The sequence below is a fragment of the Pseudomonas orientalis genome, from assembly GCF_022807995.1.
GTDB classification, from domain to species: domain Bacteria; phylum Pseudomonadota; class Gammaproteobacteria; order Pseudomonadales; family Pseudomonadaceae; genus Aquipseudomonas; species Aquipseudomonas orientalis_B.
Genome location: NZ_CP094351.1, coordinates 2,937,159 through 2,959,673 on the forward strand (window position 1 = coordinate 2,937,159; position 22,515 = coordinate 2,959,673).

Below are 22,515 nucleotides of genomic sequence, written 5' to 3' on the forward strand. Positions count from 1 at the left end.
CCAGTACCGCCGTCTGTAGGAGCGAGCTTGCTCGCGAAAAACGTCAACGATAACGCGTGCTTCCTGAATGAACGCGGTGCCGGTGAGTTTTTCGCGAGCAAGCTCGCTCCTACAGCGGGTATCAGGGCAAGCCCTCCCACATCTGAATGGCGATGAGTCCCTCAGGTCGTTGGCGACCACCATTTGGGCAGCAACTGCCTCACCCGCGCCTCACCAAAGCGATCATCGATCAACATCACCAAGCCCCGGTCGTGCTGGCTGCGAATCACCCTCCCCGCCGCCTGCACCACTTTCTGGATACCGGGATACAAATAGGTGTAGTCATAGCCCGCGCCAAAGATCGCGCCCATGCGTGCTTTGATCTGTTCATTCACCGGATTGAGCTGCGGCAGGCCCAGGGTGGCGATAAACGCCCCGATCAGGCGCGCGCCGGGCAAATCGATGCCTTCGCCAAAGGCGCCGCCGAGCACGGCGAAACCCACGCCCTGGCTGTGCACGGTGAACTGGTCCAGAAAGGCCTGGCGTTCAGCCTCGGCCATGCCACGCGATTGCAACCACAGCGCGATCTGCGGATGCCGCTCGGCCAGCAGCTGCGCCACTTGTTGCAGGTAATCGAAACTGGAGAAAAACGCGAGGTAGTTGCCGGGTTGCTCGGCGAACTGCCGGGCGATCAACTCCACGATGGGTTCCAGCGATGCCTGGCGGTGCACGAAGCGCGTGGAGATGCGCTCGACAATGCTCACCTGCAATTGCTCGGCCTTGAATGGCGACTCGACGTCGACCCAGGCGGTGTCCGCCGGCAGCCCGAGCAAGTCGGCGTAGTAGTGGCGCGGGCTCAGGGTCGCGGAAAACAGCACGCTGCTGCGCGCGGCCGTCAACCGGGGCCGGATGAATTCGGCCGGCACCACATTGCGCAGGCACAGGGTCGAGCTGCTGCGCTTGGCACTGAATTGACGCTTGCTGATATCGAAGATGAAGTGTTCGTTAAAAAGCTCGGACACCTTGGAAAACTGCAGCGCTTCAAAGTAGAAGGCTTGCAGGTCGCCATTGAGGGCTTCGGGATGGTCGTTGAAGTAATCGCCCATCGCGCTGGCACACAGGCTCAGGGCCTGGAGCAGCTTGTCGGGTTTGGCCGCGTACGCCTGATACGGCGCGAGCTGGTCCTTGTGCAGTGCATTCCACTCTCGGTTCAGGCGCTGCAAGGGCTTTTTCAGCGGCTCGGGGGCGCTGTCGCGGACCGTCTTGAGGCTGTACTGATCGAGGCTGGCGCTGTACATCGAACGGGCGCGCTCGACCAGGTTATGCGCTTCGTCCACCAGCACGGCGACGCGCCACTGATTGAGCTGCGCCAGGCCGAAGAGCATGGCGCCGAAGTCAAAATAGTAGTTGTAGTCGGCAACCACCACGTCGGTCCAGCGCGCCATTTCCTGGCTCAGGTAATACGGGCAGACGTCGTGGGCCAGCGCCACCTCCCGCAGGTGCCGCTGATCGAGCAGGCGAACCCTGGCCGCTGCCTGGCGGGCGGCGGGCAAACGATCGTAAAAGCCCTTGGCCAATGGACACGAGTCGCCATGGCAGGCTTTGTCCAGGTGCTCGCAGGCCTTGTCCCGGGCCACCAGCTCCAGCACCCGCAAGGACAGCTCGGGACTGCTGTCGTACAGCACCTGGGCCGCATCCAGCGCCAGCTTGCGGCCCGGGGTCTTGGCAGTGAGGAAAAACACCTTGTCCAACTGCTGCGGTGCCAGGGCCTTGAGCATTGGAAACAGCGTGCCGACGGTCTTGCCGATGCCGGTCGGCGCCTGGGCCATCAGGCAGCGGCCGGTGCTGACCGCCTTGTAGACCGACTCGGCCAGGGAACGCTGGCCGCTGCGAAACTCGGCGTGGGGAAACGCCAGGCCTTGCGCGTCGCGGTTGCGCGCCTCGCGGTGCTGCATCTGCTGGTGGGCCCACTCGAGAAACAACGCACATTGCTGGTTGAAGAAGCGCTCCAGGTCAGGCGCGGCAAAGCGCTGCTTGAGCAGAGTTTCGCCCTCGCCGACGATGTCGAAATACACCAGCGCCAGCTCGATCTCGTCGAGCCCGAGCTTCTGGCACATCAACCAGCCATAGACCTTGACCTGGGCCCAATGCAATTGCCGATGGTTGGCGGGCTGAGTCTTAAGGTCGCCACGATAGGTCTTTACCTCTTCGAGGCGGTTGCTGTCCGGGTCATAGCCGTCCGCCCTGCCCCGCACCTTGAGTTGCTGGTACTCACCCTCAAGCGCCACTTCGTTCTGGTAATGCGCGCTGCGCCGCGACGCCACCGTGCGATGGCCGACGATGCCTTCCTGGGCACTGGGCGACGGGGTAAAGCGCAGGTCCAGGTCACCGACCTTGGCCGTGAACTCGCACAACGCGCGCACCGCGACGCAGTAGCTCAAGCGGGCTCTGCCCAGCGCACATAGCAGACCGTGACCGGCATCTGGTACTCGCCGCAGAACTCCAGCCAGCGCAATTGGTTGTCCTGCAGGCGGTCGCCTGGGCCCTTGACCTCGATCATGCGGTAGGTTTTCTGCGCCGGCCAGAACTGGATCAGGTCGGGCATGCCGGTGCGGTTGGCGCGGATATCCAGCAACAGCCGCTCAAACCAGTAGCGCAGGTGTTCGGCCGGCAAACACATCAGGGCTTGCTCAAGCAGCTCTTCACTGAGCAGGTTCCAGAACACAAAGGGTGATTGAATGCCCCATTTGTCCACGTAACGTTGGCGGATGGTGGTTTTGTAGCGCTCGTCCCGCAATTGCTCGAAGCACGCGCTGAACAAGGCGGCGCGGCGTTGCTGGAAGTCTTCGCTGTGCAGGTCGGCGGGACCGCGCTGAAACGGGTGGAAAAACGCGCCGGGCAGCGGCGCGAAGACCACGTCCCAGCACAACAGGCCGAACAGCGAATTGATCAGGCCGTTTTCCACGTAGTGCACCGGTGCGTCAGGCTCGCTCAAATGGGCCTGCACGCAATATTCCACCGACATCAGCGGCTCGGGCGGTGTCAGTGCCAGGTCCAGGCGCGTGACGGCGTGCGGCTTGGCCTTGGGCACCTTCGGCTCACCCAGCTTGCGCCGCAGACGTGGCACTACGCGCAGCAGGTGTTGCTGCTCGGCGGCGCTCTCCGGCGCCTGTTGCGCGGTAACGGCCAGCGCCATGGCTTGTGCATAGGCCTCCTGGCGTTCCAGTACGCGGATCAACCGTGCGCGCGCGCCGGGATAGGCGCAGCCGCGATAGATCTGCTCGGCCACACTCAACTCAGCGCTGCGCTCACAGTACTGGCCGATCTGGAACAACAACTTGGCGCGGCGTTTTTCCAGCCAGGGGTTGTCGGTGTGCAGCGTGGCAATCTGCGTCAGCACCGTTTCCAGCGCCTGGCCCGCCTCAAAAGCCTGCTGGCACTGGTGCAGGAACAAAAAGCCCTCGACGTCGGCGCGGCTGCGCAGCCCTCGGGACTCGGCGCAGAACGCAACCTTCTCGTAGGTGTAGATCCCCAGGTCCGCCAGCACGAACTCCGACCAGTCCTGATACAGGTTGCCGAAAAACATCAGACGCAGGCGGTCGCACAGCTCCATCACCGTGAGGCTGTAGAGCACATCCTGCAGGTCGGGGCACCAGAGGGCGAAGCTGCGGCTTTCGTTGAACTGCGCCGCCAATGGCGCCAGCCAGTCGGATTTGCGGCCCTTGGGCTGCTCGATCCAAGGCTTGAAGGCCATGAGCAGCTCGCCTTTTTGCAGCAAGCCGAACAGCTCTTCAAAGCCCAGCAGGCAGTGGTCCTCGACCCAACCGGACGCCAGCAATGGCTGCATGGCCGCATGCGGGCAACCGATTTCCAGGTAGTTGAGCTTGCCTCCACGAAAATGCACGCCCTTGCGCATGACCATGCGCACCAATAACGCCTGTGACGCCTGCGGCAACCTGTCGAATTGCTGAATGAACTGCAATTCGTCCGCGTCGAGCAGATCGGCATAGCGCTGCGCCAACCACATCAGCACTTGGCGGAAGTTGTGCAGGTAATACAAGGGGTCTTCGAGGGGGTTAGCCATGGCACAAAGCAATCAACTACTGGTTATGCATACAGAGTGACGTCGCCAACGCGTTGTTGCAATCAGTAATAGATAAATGGCGCCTGCAACTTTTTGAAAAAAAGCGATCAGATGAGGGAGCTGATCGCGTAACATTTAGGCCCCGCAGCCAGACGCTGCGGGACTTTTCAGGGTTAAAGGTAAGGGTAATGAACATGAAGAATTTGGGTCTGCCGCTGGTTGCACTCACTTTTCTGGTATTGGCCGGTTGCTCCACGCAAACGGTGGTCACGTTGCAAAACGGCACACAGTATCTGACCAAGGACACACCCAACGCCAAGACCGCCGATGGCTTCTATGAATTCACCGACATCGCCGGCAAGCGTATTCGTATCAAGGCCGATGATGTGGCGACGGTGCGCAAGGAACAATAATTTCAGGCTGGCCTATATCAAATGTGGGAGGGGGCTTGCCCCCGATAGCGGTGGGTCAGCTACACATAAGCAGGCTGATACACCCCAATCGGGGGCAAGCCCCCTCCCACAGTTTTAACCGCGTTCCAATAGTCAGCCGATCATAATCCCCTCCCCCGACACACTGCTCACACCCACCAGCGTTACCGAGTCAGCGCCGAAGCTGATCACGGTATCCCCGCCGACCAGTTTGGCGTGATCGCGATAATCCGCGCTGCCCTGCACATCCGTGAACACCAGCTTGTCCGTCGCCTGGTAGCCCACCACGCGATCATTGCCAAAGTGCCCGCTGAACAGGAAGGTGTTATGCCCGCTGCTGTCGCGAATGGTGTCATTGCCTTTGCCGCCCTCGATAAAGTCCGCGCCCTTGCCGCCCTGGATCAGGTCGTCGCCGTGACTGCCGATGATGTAGGTATTGCCCTTGTGCGTTTCGGCATTGCGGTTGAGGTCTTGCACCCAGGTGGTGGCCCGTGCCGGGTCGGACAGGTTGGCGACGATCACCGTTGAGTCACGGCTCATTTGTTCATAGAAGCCGGAGTCGAGAATGCGCGCCATGCCATCGCCGTAGCCGGTGGGCAAGTGCGACACCCAGGTCGGCAGGTTGAGGATGGAAAACGGCAGCACGTTCCACAGGGATGATGCGTAGTGATCGTTGAAGCTGACGATATTGTCGGTGGTGGATTCATAGGGCTTGTCGTGCACGCCCAGGGACGACGGGTTGAACGATGCACCATCCAGCGCACGGAACACCGGGTCATTTTCGTAGCCCACGTTCAGCACCTTGTCACCGGCACTTTGGGTCGGTGAGGCATAGGCCACGTAGTTGGCATCCTTGTAGAAGCCCGACCATTTGCTGTCGCTCAAGTCGGCCAGGCTGTTGACCGCCAGCCCACCGAGGCTGTGGCCGCTGACCAGCACATCCTGGCCGCTCAGGCCGTGGGCACCGGCAAACTCGGCAACGTTCTCGAGCAAGCCACCGAAGGCTTCGCCGACATAGTTTTTTGCGTAATCCTTGGGCCCGAAGGCAGCCAGCAGGTCGCTGATCACATCGCCGATGGCGTCACTGATCAGGTGTTCCCGCGGGCCCGACGTACCGCGAAAACCGATGCCGATTTCCTGCAGTGTGCCGGCGTCATCGTATTTGCCCAGCACCTCGACCTGGGCCGAGGCGTAGCCGGGTTTCTCGCCATAAAATGTCCCCCGGGCGTCCACCTTGCCACTGTAATTCAGGGCGCTTGCGCTGATCGGCGTCCATCCAGCCGCGTGCACGGCGTCGAGGGCGGCTTTTTCCGAATCGGGGTTCCAGGGGATCCCGCCAATCACCCCCTGGGCATCGGTGCCGCCGATCATGGCGCTCACCAGCGTGGCCGGCAAGCCCAGGCCCAGGCCATTGTTCTGGTAACCCACGGCAAACCCGTGATCCAGGTTGTGATAGGCATACAGCGTGATCGCCAGCGCATCGGCGAACACTGTCTTGGAGCCCTCGGTCCCGAGGTTGTTATAGTCAAAGATACCCATGGTACTGCCTCTCTGTTGTTGGATTTGTCGAGAAAGCGAAAACACCTTTTATCCATCACCCGCTGTAGGAGCGAGCTTGCTCGCGAAGATCGTCAACGATGACGCGCTCTACCTGAACAAACGCGCCGCACTTGAGTTTTTCGCGAGCAAGCTCGCTCCTACAGTGGTTTTTAACGCGTCAGAACGCCCAGTCCAGGCTCAACCCGACGCCATGCACCTTCTCTTTGCTGGCCAGCAGACCGTTGTAGTCGAAGTTCACCCGTGCATCCTTGCTCAGGGCCAGGCTCACTCGCGCGCCGACCAGGGCGGCATCACGCACCATCGGTGCGCTTTCCACCGCGAACGAAGGGCCGCCGGAGGCAAACGCCAGGTGCTGCTCGGAGTCGGTGCTGCTCAGGTTGTGCTGCCAGCCCAGGGTGCCGGACACTTCCAGTTGCTGGTGATCGTTGACGTTGAAGGTTTTCAAGGCGCGCACGCCCAAGGTGCTCAGCACCAGGTCGCGGCTGTCGTCGCCACTTTTCAGCGCAGCGGCATCGCCCTTCTCTTTGAAGCCGTCCGTGTCCAGGTGCACATAGGCCAGGTTGGCGAATGGCTCAAGCGCCATGGGTTGCAGGTTGATGCGGTACGCCGCCTCGGTGAACACCTGGGTGCTGTGGGCGTCGACCTTGGCTTTCTGCTTGCCGCTGACGTCGCCGTATTGCAGGTCACGCTTCACATCGGCGCGGTGCCAGCTGTAGGTCGCACCGCCGCTCAGGCGCCAGGCGCCGATTTCATGCCCGGCATAGGCGCCGAAGTGGTAGCTGTCGACCGAGGCGCGGCTATGGGTGTCGCTGCCCATGTTCAGCGAGGTATCGCTGTAACCCGCCACCAGGCCGATGCGTGTCGCGTCGTCAAGGGCGCCGTCCACACCGGCCAGCATGCCGCCGATGGACGTGGTGTAGCCCGCCGTATCGCTGCGGCTGTCGGTCTTGCCCCACGCCCCCAGCGCTTTTACCCACACATTGCCACGGCTGTCGATGGCCTGGCTGGTCGCGCCCATTTCACCGTTGCGCAGGCGTTCGCCGACCGCTTCACGCACGTAGCGGCTGTCATTGACCAGTGCAGTCTCCAGGGCTGGATAGACTTCGCCACTCAGTTGCTGGAACGCGCCTTGTGCCGAGGCCGCCGTCGGGGCCAGCAGCAAGCTTTCATACACGCCGTTGCCCGCGCCCAATTGCTCGGCGGCTGCGGCGACGGCGCGCTGGTTTGGCGTCGCGGCCACGCTGGCGAAGCTGTTGGTGCGTGCCACATCCAGCTGCACACCGCCCGCCGCGTAGTTCAAGGTGCCACCGATGAACAGGTAGTCCGGCAGTACCGCACCGAAGCGGCCGTTGATCCCCCCCGCGGCTTGCAGGATGTTGTACTGGCGACCGATCAGGCTTTGCGCCTGGGTCGCGCTGAGCAAGGTCGGGCTGTTTTCCAGGGCCAGGGTCACGGTGCCGCCATTGAGCGTGGCGGTGCCGCCGGCGACGATGCGGTCGCTGCTGGTAGGCGACAGTTCCACCGCGTACGTCGAGCCCGCCTCAAAGGTGACATTGCCCGCCACGTTCAGCGTACCGATGGAGTTGCCCGGTGCCACGGTGCCGCCGCTTTTTGCGGTCAGCGAACCGATGCGCCCCGAGCCGCCGACCACGCCGCTCTGGCTGACGGTCACGTCGGAGGTCACCGAGCCGTTGACCGCCAGCAACCCCTGGTTGACCCGGGTCGGGCCGCTGTAGGTATTGGTGCCGGTCAGCACCAGGGTGCCAATGCCCTGCTTGGTCAGGCCGCCATGGCCTGCGATGTCGTTGCTCCATACGTCCAGCCCGCAATGCACGTCATTGCACACGCGCTGGGTCGGTTTGCCGGCATCCACCACTGCGCCGATACCCGGCAAGTCCGCCACGAACTGGCCACTGCCATAGGCGCCGTCGATGCGAAACTCAGCCGGAATATCCTCGGCGGTAATGAACATGCCCGGACCGTTGACTGCCTTGCCCAGGTTGATCATGCCCCAGCCATACAGCGAGTCGATGCCCGGCGCGCCAAGGTCGGTGGCGGTGGTCTTGAGCAGCGTGGAGATCTGGTCGCCACTCATGTAGGGGAAACGCTCCATCAGCACCGCCGCACTGCCGGCCACATGAGGCGCGGCCATGGAGGTGCCGTTGAAGTTGGCGTAGTCGTTGGTGAGGTTGTCCAGGTTGGTGCCGTTGATGATCGAACTGAAAATCTTCGTACCCGGCGCCGACACACAGAAACTCGCCGCATAGCCGCAGCGCGACGAGAAGGTGCTGATCACGTAGGGGTTGGCGCTCGCGGTGTCCGGGTTCTGCTGCAGGGCCGCCACCGACAGCCAGTTCGGCGCAATCTGCGGCACGAAATACGCCAGTCCCGAGATCGCGTCGGGGTTGTTGCGGTTGTAGTCGTTACCGGCGGCAAAGATGGTCAGCACACCACTGCGGGCGGCGTCGATCGCACCTTGATAAGCGCCGCCTGCAATGGTGCCGAGGATCGGCCGGATGTTGTTGAACTGCGCCTGGGCTTCATTGACCGTGAAGTTGGGGAACGCCGGATCGCGACCGCCCTTGGCGTACTGATCACCGATGCCGATACCCCAGCTGTTGTTGATGATGCGCGCGCCGCTGGCGACCAGTGCATCCCAACCGGCTTTGTACACCGCGCCATCGTTGCCCAGGATGATCCCGTCTTCCGGGCCCGGGTCGCCGTTTTCGGCACTGATGATCTGTGCGTTGAACGCTACGCCATGCATCGGCCCGCCGTCGCGGTTACCGGCCGCAATGCCGCCGACGTGGGTGCCGTGGTTGCCCAGCTTGCCGTTGGAGCCCAGGGACGGCGTGCCGTCATAGCGAAACGCATCGCCGGCCTTCACCGGGATGTACGGGTCGGTGTACTGGCGGATGCCCTCGGTGACGATCGTCACCACTTTGCCGGGGCTGGCGAATTCCGGATGCTGGGCGTACACCGGCTGGTCGAAGATGCCCAGCTTGACGCCCTTGCCGGTGTAGCCGGCGGCATATGCGGTGTCGGCGTGCACGGCGCCCAGGCCCCAGTCGGCCTTGAATTCATTGCTGCGCCAACTGGCGGCGTCGCCCGGTTTGCCGGTTTCCACATAGGGTGCGGCCTGGGCAGTTTGCATGCTTGCGAGGCCGCTGGCCAGGCAGCACAGCAGCGCGCCGTATGGCACGCGGCTCAATGCCTTGAGCGGGTAGCCCGGGCCTGTGTGGATGGCGATGGTGAACCCTGACTTGCGTTTTTTCACGGTGACCTTCCTTAGTTTTCTTATTGCCAGTAGGTGAATCACTTTCTCTGTGGGAGGGGGCTTGCCCCCGATAGCGAAGTGTCAGTCGCCGGATGTACTGGCTGACCCGCCCTCATCGGGGCAAGCCCCCTCCCACATTTGATGTGTGGTGTGCTTTCAGAACTGCCAGTTCAGGCTCAGACCTACACCCTGGGTTTTCTCGCGTCCGCCCAATTGGCCGTTGTAATCCAGGTTGACCCGTGTCGACGGGCTCAGCGCCAGGCTCGCCTGCAGCCCTACCAACGCGGCGTCGCGCAACAACGGCGCGCTGCGCACGGCAAAGGACGGCCCGCCGGCGACAAACGCCAGGTGTTCCTCGGATTCCACCGCCGTCAGGCTGTGTTGCCAGCCCAGCGAGCCGGACAGGTCCAATTGTTGATGGTCGTTCAGCGCCAGGGTTTTCAGTGCGCGCACGCCAAGGGTGCCGAGCACCGCATCACGTCGGTCATTGCCACGCTCCAGGGCCGCCGCAGCGCCTTTTTCGTGGAACGACTCACTGTCCAGGTGCACGTAGGCCAGGTTGGCGAAGGGCTCCAATGCCAGCGGTTGCAGGTGAATGCGATACGCGGCTTCGGTAAACAGCTGCGCGGTGCGCGCCTGCAGCTTGGTCTTTTGCTTGCCGCTGACCTCGCCGTATTGCAGGTCGCGCTTCACATCGCCGCGATGCCAGCTGTAGGCACCGCCGACACTCAGCCGCCAGTCGCCCAGCTCACGCCCGGCATAGGCGCCGAAGTGGTAGCTGTCGATGGACGCCGAGGAATGGGTGCCGCTGCCCATGTTCAATGAGCTGTCGCTGTAGCCGGCGACCACACCGACGCGGGTCTGTTCGTCCAGTGCGCCGTCGACACCCGCCAGCAAGCCGCCGAGGGCGGTGGTGGAACCTGCTGTTTCACCGCGCGCATCGGACTTGCCCCAGGCGCCGAGGGCCTTGAACCACAGGTTGCGTTCACCGGCCACCGGCACATGGCGCAAGCGTTCGCCCACCGCGTCGCGCAGTTGGCGACTGTCGTTGATCAACATCGCGCCCACGGCCGGGTAGATTTCACCGGACAGTTGCTGCAAACCCTGTTGCGCGCTGGCCACCGAGTCCGATTGCAGCAGGCTTTCGTACACCGGGTTGCCCGCGCCCAATCGCTCGGCGGCAGAGGCCACGGCGCGCTGGTTGCGGGTGGCGGCGACGCTGGCGAAGCTGGCGTCATTGCGCCCGACGTTCAGTTGCACGCCGTTGGCGGCGTAGTCCAGGGTGCCGCCGAGGAACAGATAGTTCGGCAGCACCTGGCCGAACTGGCCCTGGATACCACCGGCCGCCTCAAGAATCGAGTACTGCCGGCCGATCAGGCTTTGGGCCTGGCGCTGGCTCAATAACGTCGGGCTGTTTTCCAGGGCCAGGGTGACCGTACCGCCCCCCAGCACGGCCTTGCCGCCGGCGACGATGCGGTCGCTGCGGGTGGGGGTGAGTTCTACCGCATAGGTGGAGCCTGAGCCCAGGTTCACATCCCCGGCCACCTGCAAGGTGCCCACCGAGTTACCCGGCGCCACCCGCCCGCCGCTGTTGACCGACAGTGCGCCGATCCGCCCGGCGCCGCCGAGGGTGCCGCTGTCGTTGACCGTGACCGCCGAGGTCAACGAACCGTTCACCGCCAGCAGGCCGCCGTTGACCAGGGTTGCGCCGCGATAGGTGCTGTCGCCGCCGAGCACCAGGCTGCCCGCGCCGGATTTGATCAGGCTGCCTGCGTACACGCGGTTCGCCGCCGCCTGATCGCGCGCGCTGCCCACCGCGTAGTCGGTCTGATCCTGCTGGCTGGCGCCGGCGCCCACGCCGTTCTGCCAGCCCTTGTCGAGCAGGGTTTGCTGCCAGGCGCTGTGCTCGGCGCGGTCTTCGGCCTGGCGCTGGAGCAGCGCCTGGTCAGAAATACCGTTGCTCCACACATCGGCCTGCCCGGCCGCGAGGTTCACGTTCATTGCGCCGAGCAACTGCCCCGGCCCGTGCATCGCCCGGCCCAGGTCCGGCACGCCCCAGCCGACGATGGCGTTGGGGGCCTGGGTGAGCGAGCCGTCCAGCTGCGTGGCGGTGGTCAACAGCACCTGCAGCGCCTGCTCGTTGGTCATGTAGGGATAGCGCTCCATCACCAGCGCCAGGGCGCCGGTGGCATGGGGCGCCGACATCGAGGTGCCGGATTTCACGCCATAACCACCGTCCGGGATAGTGCTGTTGATCAGCGCACCCGGGGTAGAGATACACCAGTATTTGGCGATGCCGCATTTGTTGTACTTCTGGTTGTTGGCCCTATCCAGCCCCGACACTGCCAGCCAGTGGCCTTCCAGTTCCGGCTGGAAATACGGCAGCGCCGAACGCACGCTGGCATTGGCATAGCCGCTGTTGCCGGCGCTGAACACGTTGATCACGCCGGCTTTGGCCACATCCGCCGCCGCGTCCAGCCAGGTGCCACGGTTGTAGTGCTGGGCGTAGGCGGCGTGCAGGTCATCGAGTGTCTGGTAGCTGACGTCCTTGGGCTGGCTGCCCCAACTGTTGTTGATGGCGCGCACGCCGGAGTCCACCAGGGCGCTGTACACCGTCTTGAAATACTTGGGGTCCGGGGTCGGGCCGAACAGGAAGCTGTCGTTGGCGTTGGTGTTGCCGACGTAGACCTGAGCGTTATACGCCACGCCATGCATGCCCACGCCGTCGCGCGCCGCGCCCATGGTGCCGGTGACGTGGGTGCCGTGGGAGTCGTTGTTCGGGTTGAGTGCGCCCGTGGTACTGAAGGCACTGCCATCGACGTACGTGCCGCTGGCGGTGACCGGGTGGAAGCGCTCTTTGGACGCTTCGGGGTGATTGGTATCGAAACCCGAGTCCAGCGCGCCGATTTTCACGCCACTGCCGCTGATCCCGATGGCATAGGCTTCATCGGCCTTCATGCGCCCCAGGCCCCAGTCGCTCTGGTATTCGGCGGAACGCCAGCTGGCGGGGTTACCCGGTTGGCCGGTTTCGGCATATTGCGCCTGTGCCGCAACGGACAGCAGCAGCAATGAGCCTGCGGTGAAGGGTTTGAACCGTGGTGAATCCGTGATCATCCGTACACTCCTGTTTTATTGTTATGTCTTGCCCCTACCGCGTTCTCTCCGGACCGAAGGCTTCGTCCACCTTGGCCAGGTCGGTGTCACGCAAGTTGCCCGCGTAGTAATGCAATTTGGTCCAGGCCATCAGGTAGTCGTACCGCGCCTGGGCCAGGTCGCGGCGGGTGCTGTAGAGCTGCTGCTCGGCGTTCAACGCATCGAGGTTGACCCGCTCGCCGCCGAGGATGCTTTGTTTGGTCGACACCACCAGCGCCTCGGCTGAGGTCAGGGCCTTCTGATAGGCGCGCAGCTTGCTCACCCCGGACAGGCATGCGCTGAACTGACGACGCAGTTCGATCAGGGTCTCGCGGGTCTTGCCTTCCAGTTCGTACTCGGCCTGCTCCATGGCGCGGCTGGCCTGGCGCGTGGAGGCCGAGATAGCGCCGCCGGCATACAGCGGCAGGCTGACCTCGACGCCGATGGTGTTGGTGTCGTAGCGCTGGTTGTAGGTGTTGCCGCTGTCCGATTCCTGCTTGCGCGAACTGGCGTAGGCGGTGATTTTCGGCAAATGCCCGGCGCGGTTGCGCTCCACTTCATAGCGCGCCACTTCCAGGGATTGGCGCTGCGAGGCCAGTACGGGGTTGTTGGTCAACGCCAGTTCGTGCCAGGTGGCGTAGTTGGACGGGCTCAGGCTGAATGCGGCGAAGCTCTGATTCAGGGGTGCCAGGTCGTCGATGTTGACGCTTTGCACACCGATCAACGCGCCCAGTTCGCGCAGGGAGGCATCCTGCTCATCCAGGGCCTGGATCTCTTCGGCGGTAGCCAGTTCATAGCGCGATTCGGCTTCCAGGATGTCCGTGCGCGTGCCCTCACCCGCCTTGAACAAGTGTTCGTTCTGCTGGAACTGCTGCTCGAACGCTTTCTTCTTGGCGCGGGCGATGTCGATCTGGTCCTGGGCGAACAACGCCTGGGTGTAATAGCTCAACACCCGTACCAGCAGGGCCTGGCTCTTGTCGCGAAAGCTCTCGTCGGCAAACAGCGCCTGGGCCACGCCCTTACGGTAGTTGGCATAGGCTTCGTAGTCGAACAGCGGCTGTTGCAGGCTGAAGGTGGAACCGTAGCTGTTGTAGTTGCGGTCGTCGCGATAGCTTCCACCGCGCCCGTCGGGCAGGTGCGCTTCGGAATTGTTGCGGCCCTTGTTGTAGTTGTATGACAGCCTCGGCAACAAGCCGGCGCGGCCGATGGTACGATTTTCCAGGCCGGCGTCGCGCTCCTTGATCGCGCCGAGGAACACCGGGTCATTGCGCAGGGCTTGCTCGTACACATCGAACGGGCCCATGGCGGCGTGCGCACTGGCGCAACTGAACAGCAAGGCGATGAACACAGGTCTCATGCTCATTCCTCGGTCAACGCGGAGCCGGCGCGATCGAGCAGCGGCTTGAACAGATAATTGAGCAGCGAGCGTTCGCCGGTGCGCACAAACATCTCGGCGGGCATGCCCGGCTTGATCACCAGGCCGTGGAGCGTTTCCAGCGCCGCCTCGCTGACCGTGGTGCGCAGCACGTAATACGGCGCACCGGTCTTTTCATCGAGCATCTGGTCGGCGGAAATCAGGCTCACCTCCCCCGGCACACGCGGGGTGCGGCTCTGGTTGAAGGCAGTGAAGAGGATGTCCACCGGCAGGTGCGTGCCGACCTTGTCCACCAGGTGCACCGGCAAGTGCCCTTCCACTTCCAGGCGCGTGCCCTGGGGCACGATCTCCAGCAAGGTTTCCCCGGCCCGCACCACGGCGCCCTCGGTGTGTACGCCAAGGTTGACCGCGATGCCGTCGGCCGGTGCATTGATTTCGCTGTGCTGCAGGTCGAACCCGGCGGAGGCCAGTTGCTGCTCCAGGGTCAGGCTGCGCAGTTGCGCATCGGCCAGTTGGCTGCGTACTTCTTTCTGATATTCCTCGCTGTGCTGCTGCAATTTGAGGCGCGATTCGACAATGCCCTGTTCGACACGACCGCTCTCGCCGGCGTTTTGCGCCAGGTCCTGTTGCACCTGGGACAACTGGCGCTGGTAGTCCATCAGGCGGTTGCGCGGGATATAACCGTTGTCGGCCAGCGGTTGCAGGCTGCTCAGCTGGTCGCGCAGGGATTGCGCCTGGGCGGTCAGGTCGCTGCGGGCGCGCCGCATGCCGCCCAGCTGCGACGTGGCGCCGTCGATGCTGGCCCGAATGCCGGCCTGCTCCCGGGCGAAGGCCTCGCGGCGGCTGCTGAACAGTTGGCGCTGGCCTTCGAGTACCAGCGCCAGGGCCGGGTCGGGGTTGCTGCTCAGTTGCGCGGGGAAGCTGACGCCGGGCAGGTTGTCACGCTCACTCTGCCAGCGGGCGGCGCTGGCCCAGGCCATGCGGTACTGGGCCTGCAACGATTGCACGTCGGCCTGGTGCTGGGTCTGGTCGAGGCGAAACAGCGGCTGGCCTTGTTTCACCACCTCGCCTTCGCGCACCAGGATCCGACTGACCACGCCGGGGCTGAGGGTTTGCACGGCCTTGCGCTTGCCCGACACCACCACCGTGCCCTGCACCGGGATGCCTTGATCGAGCGGCGCGAGGCTGGCCCAGAGGAAAAACCCGCCAGCGCCGACTACGGTCAGCAGCCAGCCCATGCGCACGAAGAAGCGCGCGTCGTGTTGCTCGTAAATCATGCAAGTATCCTTACTGCTTGACGCAAAACGTGTAGGAGTGAGCTTGCTCGCGAAAAACCCGCAGGCACTGTGTGTATCCAATCGGAGCACGTCATCGTTGACGACTTTCGCGAGCAAGCTCGCTCCTACCACCGGGTTTTTCCCTGGGTGCTTCCTGCTGGCCGGACAACGCGCGCAGCACTTCCTGACTCGGGCCGAACGCCTGCAACTGGCCTTCGCTGAGCACCAGCAACTTGTCGGCCTGGGCCAAGGCGGAGGAACGGTGCGTCACCAGCACTACGCTGCTGCCTTGGGCCTTCATCTGCACGATGGCGCTGGCCAGTGCGGCTTCACCAACGGTGTCGAGGTTGGAGTTGGGCTCATCCAGCACGATCAGGCGCGGCCCGCCGTACAAGGCGCGAGCCAGGGCCACGCGTTGCTTCTGCCCGCCGGACAGGCCGCCGCCGTTGTCGCCCAGCAGGGTGTCGTAGCCCTGGGGCAGGCGCAGGATCAATTCATGCACCCCGGCCTGTTGCGCGGCCTTGACCACCTGCTCCGGGTCGGCTTCGCGAAAGCGCGCGATGTTGTCGGCGATGCTGCCGCTGAACAGTTCGATGTCCTGGGGCAAATAGCCGATATGCGGGCCGAGGTCGCCGCGGTCCCAGCGGTGAATATCCGCGCCGTCCAGGCGCACGGTGCCAGCCAGGGTCGGCCATACGCCTACCAGCACCCGGGCCAGGGTGGATTTGCCCGAGCCCGAGGCGCCAAGCACCCCCAGCACTTCGCCGGCCGCCAGGTTGAAGCTGACGTGGTGCAGGGTCGCCAGGCGTCGACCGGGTGGGCCGGCGCTGACCTGCTCGAAACTGACCTGGCCCTTGGGCGCCGGCAAGGCCATCTGCTCGACTTGCGGGGGGAACTCGCGCAGCAGCTCGTCAAGGCGCTGGTAGGCCAGCTTGGCGGAACTCCATTGCTTCCATACCGCGATCAATTGATCGATGGGGCTGAGTACCCGGCCCATCAAAATGGAGCCGGCGATCATCATCCCGGCGGTCATATCGCCCTTGATCACCAGGAGAGCGCCCAGGCCCAACACCAAGGATTGCAGGCACAGCCGCAAGGATTTGCTCAGGGAAGTGATCACCGAACCGGTGTCGCTGGCCTTGTTCTGCAAGCCCAGGAACTGCGAATGCACCGCGAACCAGCGCTGGCGCAGCGCACCGAGCATGCCCATGGCCTGGATGGTTTCGGCATTGTGCAAATGGCTGGTGGCCAGCTGAGTCGACTGCTGGGAAAAACCGGCGGCGTCGCCCAGCGGCTTTTTGGTCAGGTACTCGTTCAGGCAGGCCAGGCCGATCAGCAGCACCGCCCCCGCCGTCGCCAGTACGCCAAGCCACACGTTGAACAGGAAAATCACGAACAGGTAGATCGGAAACCATGGCGCGTCGAAAAACGCGAACAACGCAGGCCCGGTAATGAACTGGCGAATATGGGTCAGATCGCCCAGGGATTGCCCGGCATGCCCCTGCCCACGCTGCAGGTTGCGTTCGAACGCGGCTTTGTAGACGCGCAAGTTGAACCGTCGCTCCAACTGGCTGCCGATGCGGATCACCACAAAACTGCGGATAACTTCCAGCAGGCCAATAAAGACAAAGAACCCCACGACCATCAGCGTCAACATCACCAGGGTGGTTTCATTCTGGGAGGACAGCACACGGTCGTACACTTGCAGCATGTAAATCGATGGCACCAGCATCAACAGGTTAATCAAGGCGGTAAAACAGCCAACGCTGATCAAGATGCTCTTGTATTCACCCAGCGCCTTGAACAAAGGCGCAACGCTATGGGGCTTGGCCATATCTTCTTATCTTCCCTGAACCCGGATGACGCGCAATAGTTGCTCAACCCCGACTAAGGAGCAGTCAACTAACAAATGAAGTTATAAGCTTATAACTGGAAACTAAGGCGTACGTCGCAATGCAACTACGCCACCGGATTTAGTGCGGCCCTCATATTCGCCTTCTTTCTGGCGATTCAAGTGCGTGATCCCGCTGCCTTCGGCATTCATCAGCCAGATACCGTCCGGGGTGGGTGACCAGCTCAAGGGCTTTTCACCCAGCCATTGCGCCACACACGCCACATCGCCGCCCAGGCTGTTGGCCTGCGCTTGCAGGTCCAGCGCACACACCTGGTCACCCTGGTGCAACTGCCAATGCCCCGCCAATTGCGCGGTGCTGGGTAAAACAAGACTGCTCGCCATTGCATGGGCTCCTGCCGACACGATCAAAAGGGTCAACCACTTGGAAAAACGCTGCATCGTTTGGCTCCATCCTGGAACGCGGCGCCGAAGCGCCGCGCCTTGCATCACGCCACGATGTCGCTGGCAGCCGCCTGGCCAACGGTGGTGACGAGGAAATCCGCCACGCCGTGCCCGGAGAAGTCCACTGCCAACGTACCCAGGTTGGTACCTGAGGCGTAGGACAGAACCGCGTCGCCGGCATGCCCGGTGAAGGCATTGACGAAGGTCACGCCCGCACCCTTGGTGATACCGGACAGGTCGATCTTGTCTGAACCTGAGGTGAAGTCAAAGATCTTGTCCGCAGCCCCTGGCTTGGAGTCGGAACTGGCACCGTACACGAATGTGTCGCTGCCGGCGCCGCCCCACAGTTGGTCCGCACCGCCACCGCCGTAGATGAGGTCGTTGCCGGCCCCGCCCTTGATGAGGTTGGCCGCCTGGTTACCAATGATCAGATCGTTGCCCGCGCCGCCGAAGGCGTTCTCGACCGTCACGCCCTTGGCAATCGACACATTGCCCACAAGGCCGCCAACGTCGGAGAACGAGGTGGCATTGAGGTTTATCTTCTGGTTCTGGGTAAACCCGGAGAAGTCCAGGGTGTCGTTGCCGCCACCGTCCCATACCGAGAACACCAGTTTGTCGGCATTGGAGGTGGCGCTGAGGAAATCACGCCCGGTGTTGGAGTTGAAACCGTAGGTGGTGTCACCGGCGCGGGTGTTGAGGTTGGCACCGTAGAGCTTCTGGATCGCGGCAATGTCGTCGATCAGCGGACCGGAAGCATAAGCCTCGACCCCGCCTTTGCTGAAGTTCTGGTTGGTGTTGCTCTCGCTCCAGTAACTCATGAGGCTATAGCCGCGCGTGTCCTGTCCATAGGTCGCGTCGTTGTAGGTGGGGTTGCCATTCCCGGCGTTGTAGTCGCCAGGGTGAGCCAGGCCGAGGGTGTGACCGATTTCGTGGGTCAGGGTCTGCCGGCCATAGTTGTTCAGGTCCGGCGTCTTGTTCGGCGTGTAGCTGTTGTTGGTCAGGTACCACGAGGTGCCGTCGTAGCCTGCACCGGTGCCGGGCAGGTAAGCGAACGCCGCCGCGCCGTCCTGGCCACCGCTATAGTTGCCGAAGGTCATGTGCCCGTCGCCGCCGGAAGCCTTTTCGGTAAAGGTTACATTGGCCACATCCGACCAGGATTGCATGGCCATTGCGGCCTGTGCTTTCTGCTGGGCGTTGAATTGGCTGAAGCCGGAGATGCCATGTTTGTTCATGGTGCTCTGGGTAGCCGAGGTGAGGAAGGTGTAGGTCAGATCGATCTTGCCGTTGCCATCAAAGTCCCGGTAGGCGGCACCATCCCGCAGCAGCTGGGTGGCTGCCTGGTCCACGCTGTAGGACGGTTTGCCATTGACCGTGAGGTTGCCGCCACGGTCATACAAATGGCTGAAGCTATCGATTTGCGAGTAAGCAGTGCTGGCTTGCGCGGCAGATACAATAGCCTTGTCTTTTACTTTTGACATAAACGTACTTCCTTGTTTGCAAGTGCATCAGTCTTTGTTCGATAGGAACCTCGCGGGCGAGGATAGTCCTATCACTCACCTCTTTTGAAGGCGTAAGAAAACTGACACAACTTGAAATCTTTCGTCTACAAATATTTCAGCAGGTACAAAGAGACCTCGCTTCAACTTGAGGAAGTCACGTGCAACGTTTGTTGGGGACTGTCGTGGTTGCGTGGCTGAATAGCGCGAAGCGATATTTAAATATTAAATACATGTAAAGCCGCTCTAATTGGTTGACCGACTTGAATAATGGATCCAATACATTGTCACGGTGTCAATGGCGAGATTAAAGAGCCACTACTTGCACTATTAAAGGCTCATGTCCCCTTTTGCCGGGGCATACTTGAGCTATGCCCTCGATAAAAGGGAATTCGAATAGTAGCCTTTTGCCAAATCCCCGGCAGGACATGATCCAGATCAATCTCTGCTGAAAGAACCGCCGAACGGGCCTGAAAAAGTCGCCTGCCACTTGCGAACGAATGCTATTTTGAAGGCTCGACACCAGGACTATTGAAGGTCCTGGCCCCTGCCGCGAGCTAAAGGAAGCGCTCAATGAAAAAGGTGGGCAACATGAACAAAGTGACATTCCCCAACGCGTGCCAGCTGATGCGCTGGCATTTTCATCCGATGGGCTTCGAGGGGAGTATGGACGCCCCCGGGAGTATGGTGGCCCGCCTGTTTGATCGGGCCAGCGGCGAGACATTGATCGCTATCGCCGGCATTCCCTGCGCCACCGTGATGAATGCTGCCGATGTGGAGCGCATCATTGAGGCGGTGGAGGCAGAGCTTGATAGTTTTGTGCCGCCGTTGTTGTTGCGGGCCTGATCGATTGCGGCAGACCGATGAGATCCAATTGTGGGAGGGGGCTTGCTCCCGATGGCGTTGGGTCAGTCACTACAGGGTCGAATGATAGACCGCAATCGGGGGCAAGCCCCCTCCCACATTTAGATCGCACTCAGGCCGATTAACCGCGTTGGTCGTCGAAGAATGCTTTCTTGCCATCTACCCGCTCCGACGCCCTTGGCACATTCACCGCCTGGCCTTCAGGCTTTTCCACATACCAGTAGCAGCGGCTTACCGCGCGCGTAATGCCGACGTAGGCCAGGCGCAGTACTTCGTCTTTCTGTGCATTGTCGTAGGCCTCGCTGTCGCCGTCCTTGCCCAGCCCCGCCATGCGGTAGACCTGGTTCTTGTAAGGCGAACTGGTGAGGTGCTGGCAGTCACCCAGCAGAAATACCGTGTCCGCCTGCAGGCCCTTGGCGCTGTGATAGGTCAGCTGCTTGAGCCTGCGCGCCTGGGGCGACAAGCTCGAATCCAGATTAACTACAGACTGAATATGCTCTTCTATCAACAGCTTATCGCTGCTTTTTCGATACAGCATCAAGATCGTATCGCCCTGCTGATAGCGCTCAAGCAACTGCCGCGCCAATGCCGCGTCGTCGCGCTCCTGCACTACCACGGGCACCAATGGCTTGGGATCGCCACTGGCCTTGGCCTTTTTGCCGGGAATGGCCGGCGCACTGCGTACGATGTGCTCGGCAGCATCGATGATGTGTTGATGACTGCGGTAGTTTTCAGCCAGCATTACCCGCGTGGTGCTCGGCGATACAAATTCCTTGTTGAACTCCATGAAGTACTTGGGCGAACTGCCGCGCCAGCCGTAGATCGACTGCCAGTCATCCCCTACGCACAGCAACGATGAGCGCTGCGCCCCACGCCCCACATGCATGGCCGGACCACGGCTGCGGATTTCGCGCAGGCTGGCGCGGATCCACGAGACAATCTGCGGGGAGACGTCCTGGAACTCGTCGATCATCAGGTGCGACATCGGCCGCAGCAGTGAATCGCCGAGCAGCTTGAGGTTCTCCGGGGTGTTTTCGCCGAACAGCGAGAACATGCGGTTATAAGTCATGATCGGCGGCGATTGATCAAGCAAGTGATCTTCCAGGGCCTTCCAGAAAATGCCCAGGGCCTCGAAGAACAAGCGGTCCGGGTCGTCTTTGGGAAAGCTCATGCGGCCCACGGCGCTGGGCACATCCAACCCGAGGTTCTCGATAAAGCCAGCGGCCATCACAAAGCTGTCCAACAGCGGCGCTGAAGCAAGCTCACCCTTGACCTTGTAATCAAACCCCGGCCCGGCGGCGGCATCGTCCGCGAGGCTACTTAATAACTTCCTTGAAGACTCATAACTGTCCAACCATATCAAAGGCTTACGACAGAAAGCTTGAAACAGCGTGCGCTTTACCGCCCACTCCGCGCGCACTGACAGCTTTGAATTGGGCCGGCTGATCTGGGGGTTTTCCCGCGAATCAAAGCCCAGCACCACCCAGGCGTCCAGCTCAGGGATATAACCATGACAGTGGAATTGCGCCCCATTGATGTCGAACGCCTGCCGGCTCGGCTCGATGCCCTTGATCGGCCAGGCACCTGCGCGAAACCACAGGTCCTCGATGGCGTCGCAGAGCTCTTCATCGCGCTTGGCCGCCAATTGCGTCACCGCCATACGCTTCTGCACATCCGGATGATCACGCTCCAATTCCTTGAGCTGCAGCCCATGGCGTGCCAACGGCGCAATCAACTCACGAAAACGCGCGTGGCTGCCGTGCAAGCGGTGGTAGCAGGCGTTCATCTGTTGGCGCTGGGCGTCGTTGATGCGCAGGTCGAACGGGTTGCTGTCGGCGTCCTCGAACCCGGCGCTGAGGTTCTCGAACGCCTGCAGTCGCTCAAATCCCGGCAGGCTGCGCACCATCGGCAGGATGCGTGAGTGAAAGGTGCGCACCACCGCCTGGGCTTCTTTCTGGCCAAGGGGTTGGCCCCACAGGCTGAGAATCTGCATGAGCTTTTGGATAAAGTCCTTGCGCGATTCGCGGGTGAACGTCACCACGGTCATCGAACTCAGCTCGAAGCCCAGGTAATGGGTGAGCAGCAGGATGCGCAGCACCAGGGAGGTCGACTTGCCAGCGCCGGCTCCTGCAATCACTGATGTCGAGGGCGTTTCGCTGAAGATCATCTTCCACTGCGCGGCGCTCGGTTGGGCGTGAGCCGGCAGCAAGCGCGCCACGTCGGCCTTGATACGCTTTTTTATGTCCGCGGTCAGAGGCAATCGCCAGTCATCGAACAGGTTGTCGTCAATACCCGGAGCGCGCGGTTCATCGGACCGGAAATCGCGAATCAGCAGGACTTGCCGGCCCTCTTCCAAGCCGTCCGCCTTGCCCTCGCGATAGCCATACTCCACACCGGCTTCATGCCCACTGCGGAAACCGTCGGCTTGACCATGTAACCAGGAGAAACGGTGTTGAGCGCGCAAACGCGTGAGGCCATGGCCGAACAGACGCGCGGCAAGCCGCTTCAACAGCGGCATTTCCGCCAGCGGGCGCAATTCAGGGGGCAGATCAGGCTGTGGGGGCGGCACGCGGACTCCTGCGACGAGCTGGGTTTTGACAGTGTGCCATGGTCGCTGGAATTGGCGTTCAATTCCAGCCAAATGCTTTGCTGTCATGCAGTTAGGCGATGAAGTGAAAGTTGTTGTGCGGATTTTACATCGAGTTAATCGATAGGAATTAGGCATTTTTTACGCTTTTTATCGA

13 protein-coding genes are annotated in these 22,515 nt (G+C 62.1%); 2 read left to right on the forward strand and 11 right to left on the reverse strand.

The features are described 5' to 3' along the window. Window positions 1-161: 161 nt before the first annotated feature. Both MRY17_RS13010 and MRY17_RS13015 read right to left on the reverse strand, forming a co-directional pair. Complete coding sequence (locus tag MRY17_RS13010) at window positions 162-2,420, reverse strand: ATP-dependent DNA helicase (protein ID WP_243352191.1); 2,259 nt, start codon at window positions 2,418-2,420, stop codon at window positions 162-164. Continuing rightward, window positions 2,417-4,063 (reverse strand): VRR-NUC domain-containing protein, encoded by a 1,647-nt coding sequence (locus tag MRY17_RS13015; RefSeq protein WP_243352193.1) that lies wholly within the window; start codon window positions 4,061-4,063, stop codon window positions 2,417-2,419. The genes MRY17_RS13010 and MRY17_RS13015 overlap by 4 nt, the downstream gene beginning before the upstream one ends. A 188-nt stretch (window positions 4,064-4,251) precedes the next feature. Between MRY17_RS13015 and MRY17_RS13020 the strand changes: the two genes are divergently transcribed. Next, on the forward strand, window positions 4,252-4,476 hold the full coding sequence (locus MRY17_RS13020; protein ID WP_057722473.1) for a YgdI/YgdR family lipoprotein: 225 nt from the start codon (window positions 4,252-4,254) through the stop codon (window positions 4,474-4,476). Between the two features lie 132 nt (window positions 4,477-4,608). Here the strand turns inward: MRY17_RS13020 and MRY17_RS13025 are convergent, their stop codons facing one another. From MRY17_RS13025 to MRY17_RS13060, 8 genes are all read right to left on the reverse strand, one after another. Further along, window positions 4,609-6,033 carry a polyurethane esterase gene (locus MRY17_RS13025; protein WP_243352194.1) on the reverse strand — a complete coding sequence of 475 codons (1,425 nt, stop codon included), beginning with the start codon at window positions 6,031-6,033 and terminating at the stop codon, window positions 4,609-4,611. A gap of 178 nt (window positions 6,034-6,211) precedes the next feature. Further along, window positions 6,212-9,331, reverse strand: a complete 3,120-nt coding sequence (locus MRY17_RS13030) for an autotransporter serine protease (protein ID WP_243352195.1) — start codon at window positions 9,329-9,331, stop codon at window positions 6,212-6,214. Window positions 9,332-9,487: 156 nt separating this feature from the next. Beyond that, the gene (locus MRY17_RS13035; protein ID WP_243352197.1) at window positions 9,488-12,445 is read right to left on the reverse strand and encodes an autotransporter serine protease; all 2,958 of its coding nucleotides are present in this window, start codon (window positions 12,443-12,445) and stop codon (window positions 9,488-9,490) included. Window positions 12,446-12,479: 34 nt separating this feature from the next. Next, a complete protein-coding gene (locus tag MRY17_RS13040; protein ID WP_191952875.1) occupies window positions 12,480-13,820 on the reverse strand; it encodes a TolC family outer membrane protein in 1,341 nt (446 codons plus the stop codon). 2 nt (window positions 13,821-13,822) lie between these two features. Continuing rightward, window positions 13,823-15,115, reverse strand: coding sequence for an HlyD family type I secretion periplasmic adaptor subunit (locus MRY17_RS13045; protein ID WP_191955480.1), 1,293 nt, complete (start codon window positions 15,113-15,115; stop codon window positions 13,823-13,825). Window positions 15,116-15,206: 91 nt separating this feature from the next. After that, a complete protein-coding gene (locus MRY17_RS13050; RefSeq protein ID WP_243352198.1) occupies window positions 15,207-16,949 on the reverse strand; it encodes a type I secretion system permease/ATPase in 1,743 nt (580 codons plus the stop codon). Between the two features lie 102 nt (window positions 16,950-17,051). Then, entirely contained in the window at window positions 17,052-17,408 is a 357-nt protein-coding gene (locus MRY17_RS13055; RefSeq protein WP_181283282.1) for a protease inhibitor Inh/omp19 family protein, read from the reverse strand. 47 nt (window positions 17,409-17,455) lie between these two features. Then, window positions 17,456-18,889 carry a serralysin family metalloprotease gene (locus MRY17_RS13060; RefSeq protein ID WP_243352199.1) on the reverse strand — a complete coding sequence of 478 codons (1,434 nt, stop codon included), beginning with the start codon at window positions 18,887-18,889 and terminating at the stop codon, window positions 17,456-17,458. A 591-nt stretch (window positions 18,890-19,480) separates the two neighbouring features. On the opposite strand from MRY17_RS13060, the gene MRY17_RS13065 reads away from it, so the two are divergent. Beyond that, window positions 19,481-19,753, forward strand: coding sequence for a DUF1652 domain-containing protein (locus MRY17_RS13065; RefSeq protein WP_243352200.1), 273 nt, complete (start codon window positions 19,481-19,483; stop codon window positions 19,751-19,753). 139 nt (window positions 19,754-19,892) lie between these two features. Here MRY17_RS13065 and MRY17_RS13070 read toward each other — a convergent pair whose 3' ends face one another. Continuing rightward, complete coding sequence (locus tag MRY17_RS13070) at window positions 19,893-22,340, reverse strand: UvrD-helicase domain-containing protein (RefSeq protein WP_243352201.1); 2,448 nt, start codon at window positions 22,338-22,340, stop codon at window positions 19,893-19,895. Window positions 22,341-22,515: the final 175 nt, after the last annotated feature.

What these genes read in the sequence shown, in the direction of transcription:
- MRY17_RS13015 (WP_243352193.1), bottom strand. Translation starts at nt 4,063, where the DNA reads ATGGCTAACCCCCTCGAAGACCCCTTGTATTACCTGCACAACTTCCGC.
- MRY17_RS13020 (WP_057722473.1), top strand. Translation starts at nt 4,252, where the DNA reads ATGAACATGAAGAATTTGGGTCTGCCGCTGGTTGCACTCACTTTTCTG.
- MRY17_RS13025 (WP_243352194.1), bottom strand. Translation starts at nt 6,033, where the DNA reads ATGGGTATCTTTGACTATAACAACCTCGGGACCGAGGGCTCCAAGACA.
- MRY17_RS13035 (WP_243352197.1), bottom strand. Translation starts at nt 12,445, where the DNA reads ATGATCACGGATTCACCACGGTTCAAACCCTTCACCGCAGGCTCATTG.
- MRY17_RS13040 (WP_191952875.1), bottom strand. Translation starts at nt 13,820, where the DNA reads ATGAGACCTGTGTTCATCGCCTTGCTGTTCAGTTGCGCCAGTGCGCAC.
- MRY17_RS13045 (WP_191955480.1), bottom strand. Translation starts at nt 15,115, where the DNA reads ATGATTTACGAGCAACACGACGCGCGCTTCTTCGTGCGCATGGGCTGG.
- MRY17_RS13050 (WP_243352198.1), bottom strand. Translation starts at nt 16,949, where the DNA reads ATGGCCAAGCCCCATAGCGTTGCGCCTTTGTTCAAGGCGCTGGGTGAA.
- MRY17_RS13055 (WP_181283282.1), bottom strand. Translation starts at nt 17,408, where the DNA reads ATGCAGCGTTTTTCCAAGTGGTTGACCCTTTTGATCGTGTCGGCAGGA.
- MRY17_RS13060 (WP_243352199.1), bottom strand. Translation starts at nt 18,889, where the DNA reads ATGTCAAAAGTAAAAGACAAGGCTATTGTATCTGCCGCGCAAGCCAGC.
- MRY17_RS13065 (WP_243352200.1), top strand. Translation starts at nt 19,481, where the DNA reads ATGAAAAAGGTGGGCAACATGAACAAAGTGACATTCCCCAACGCGTGC.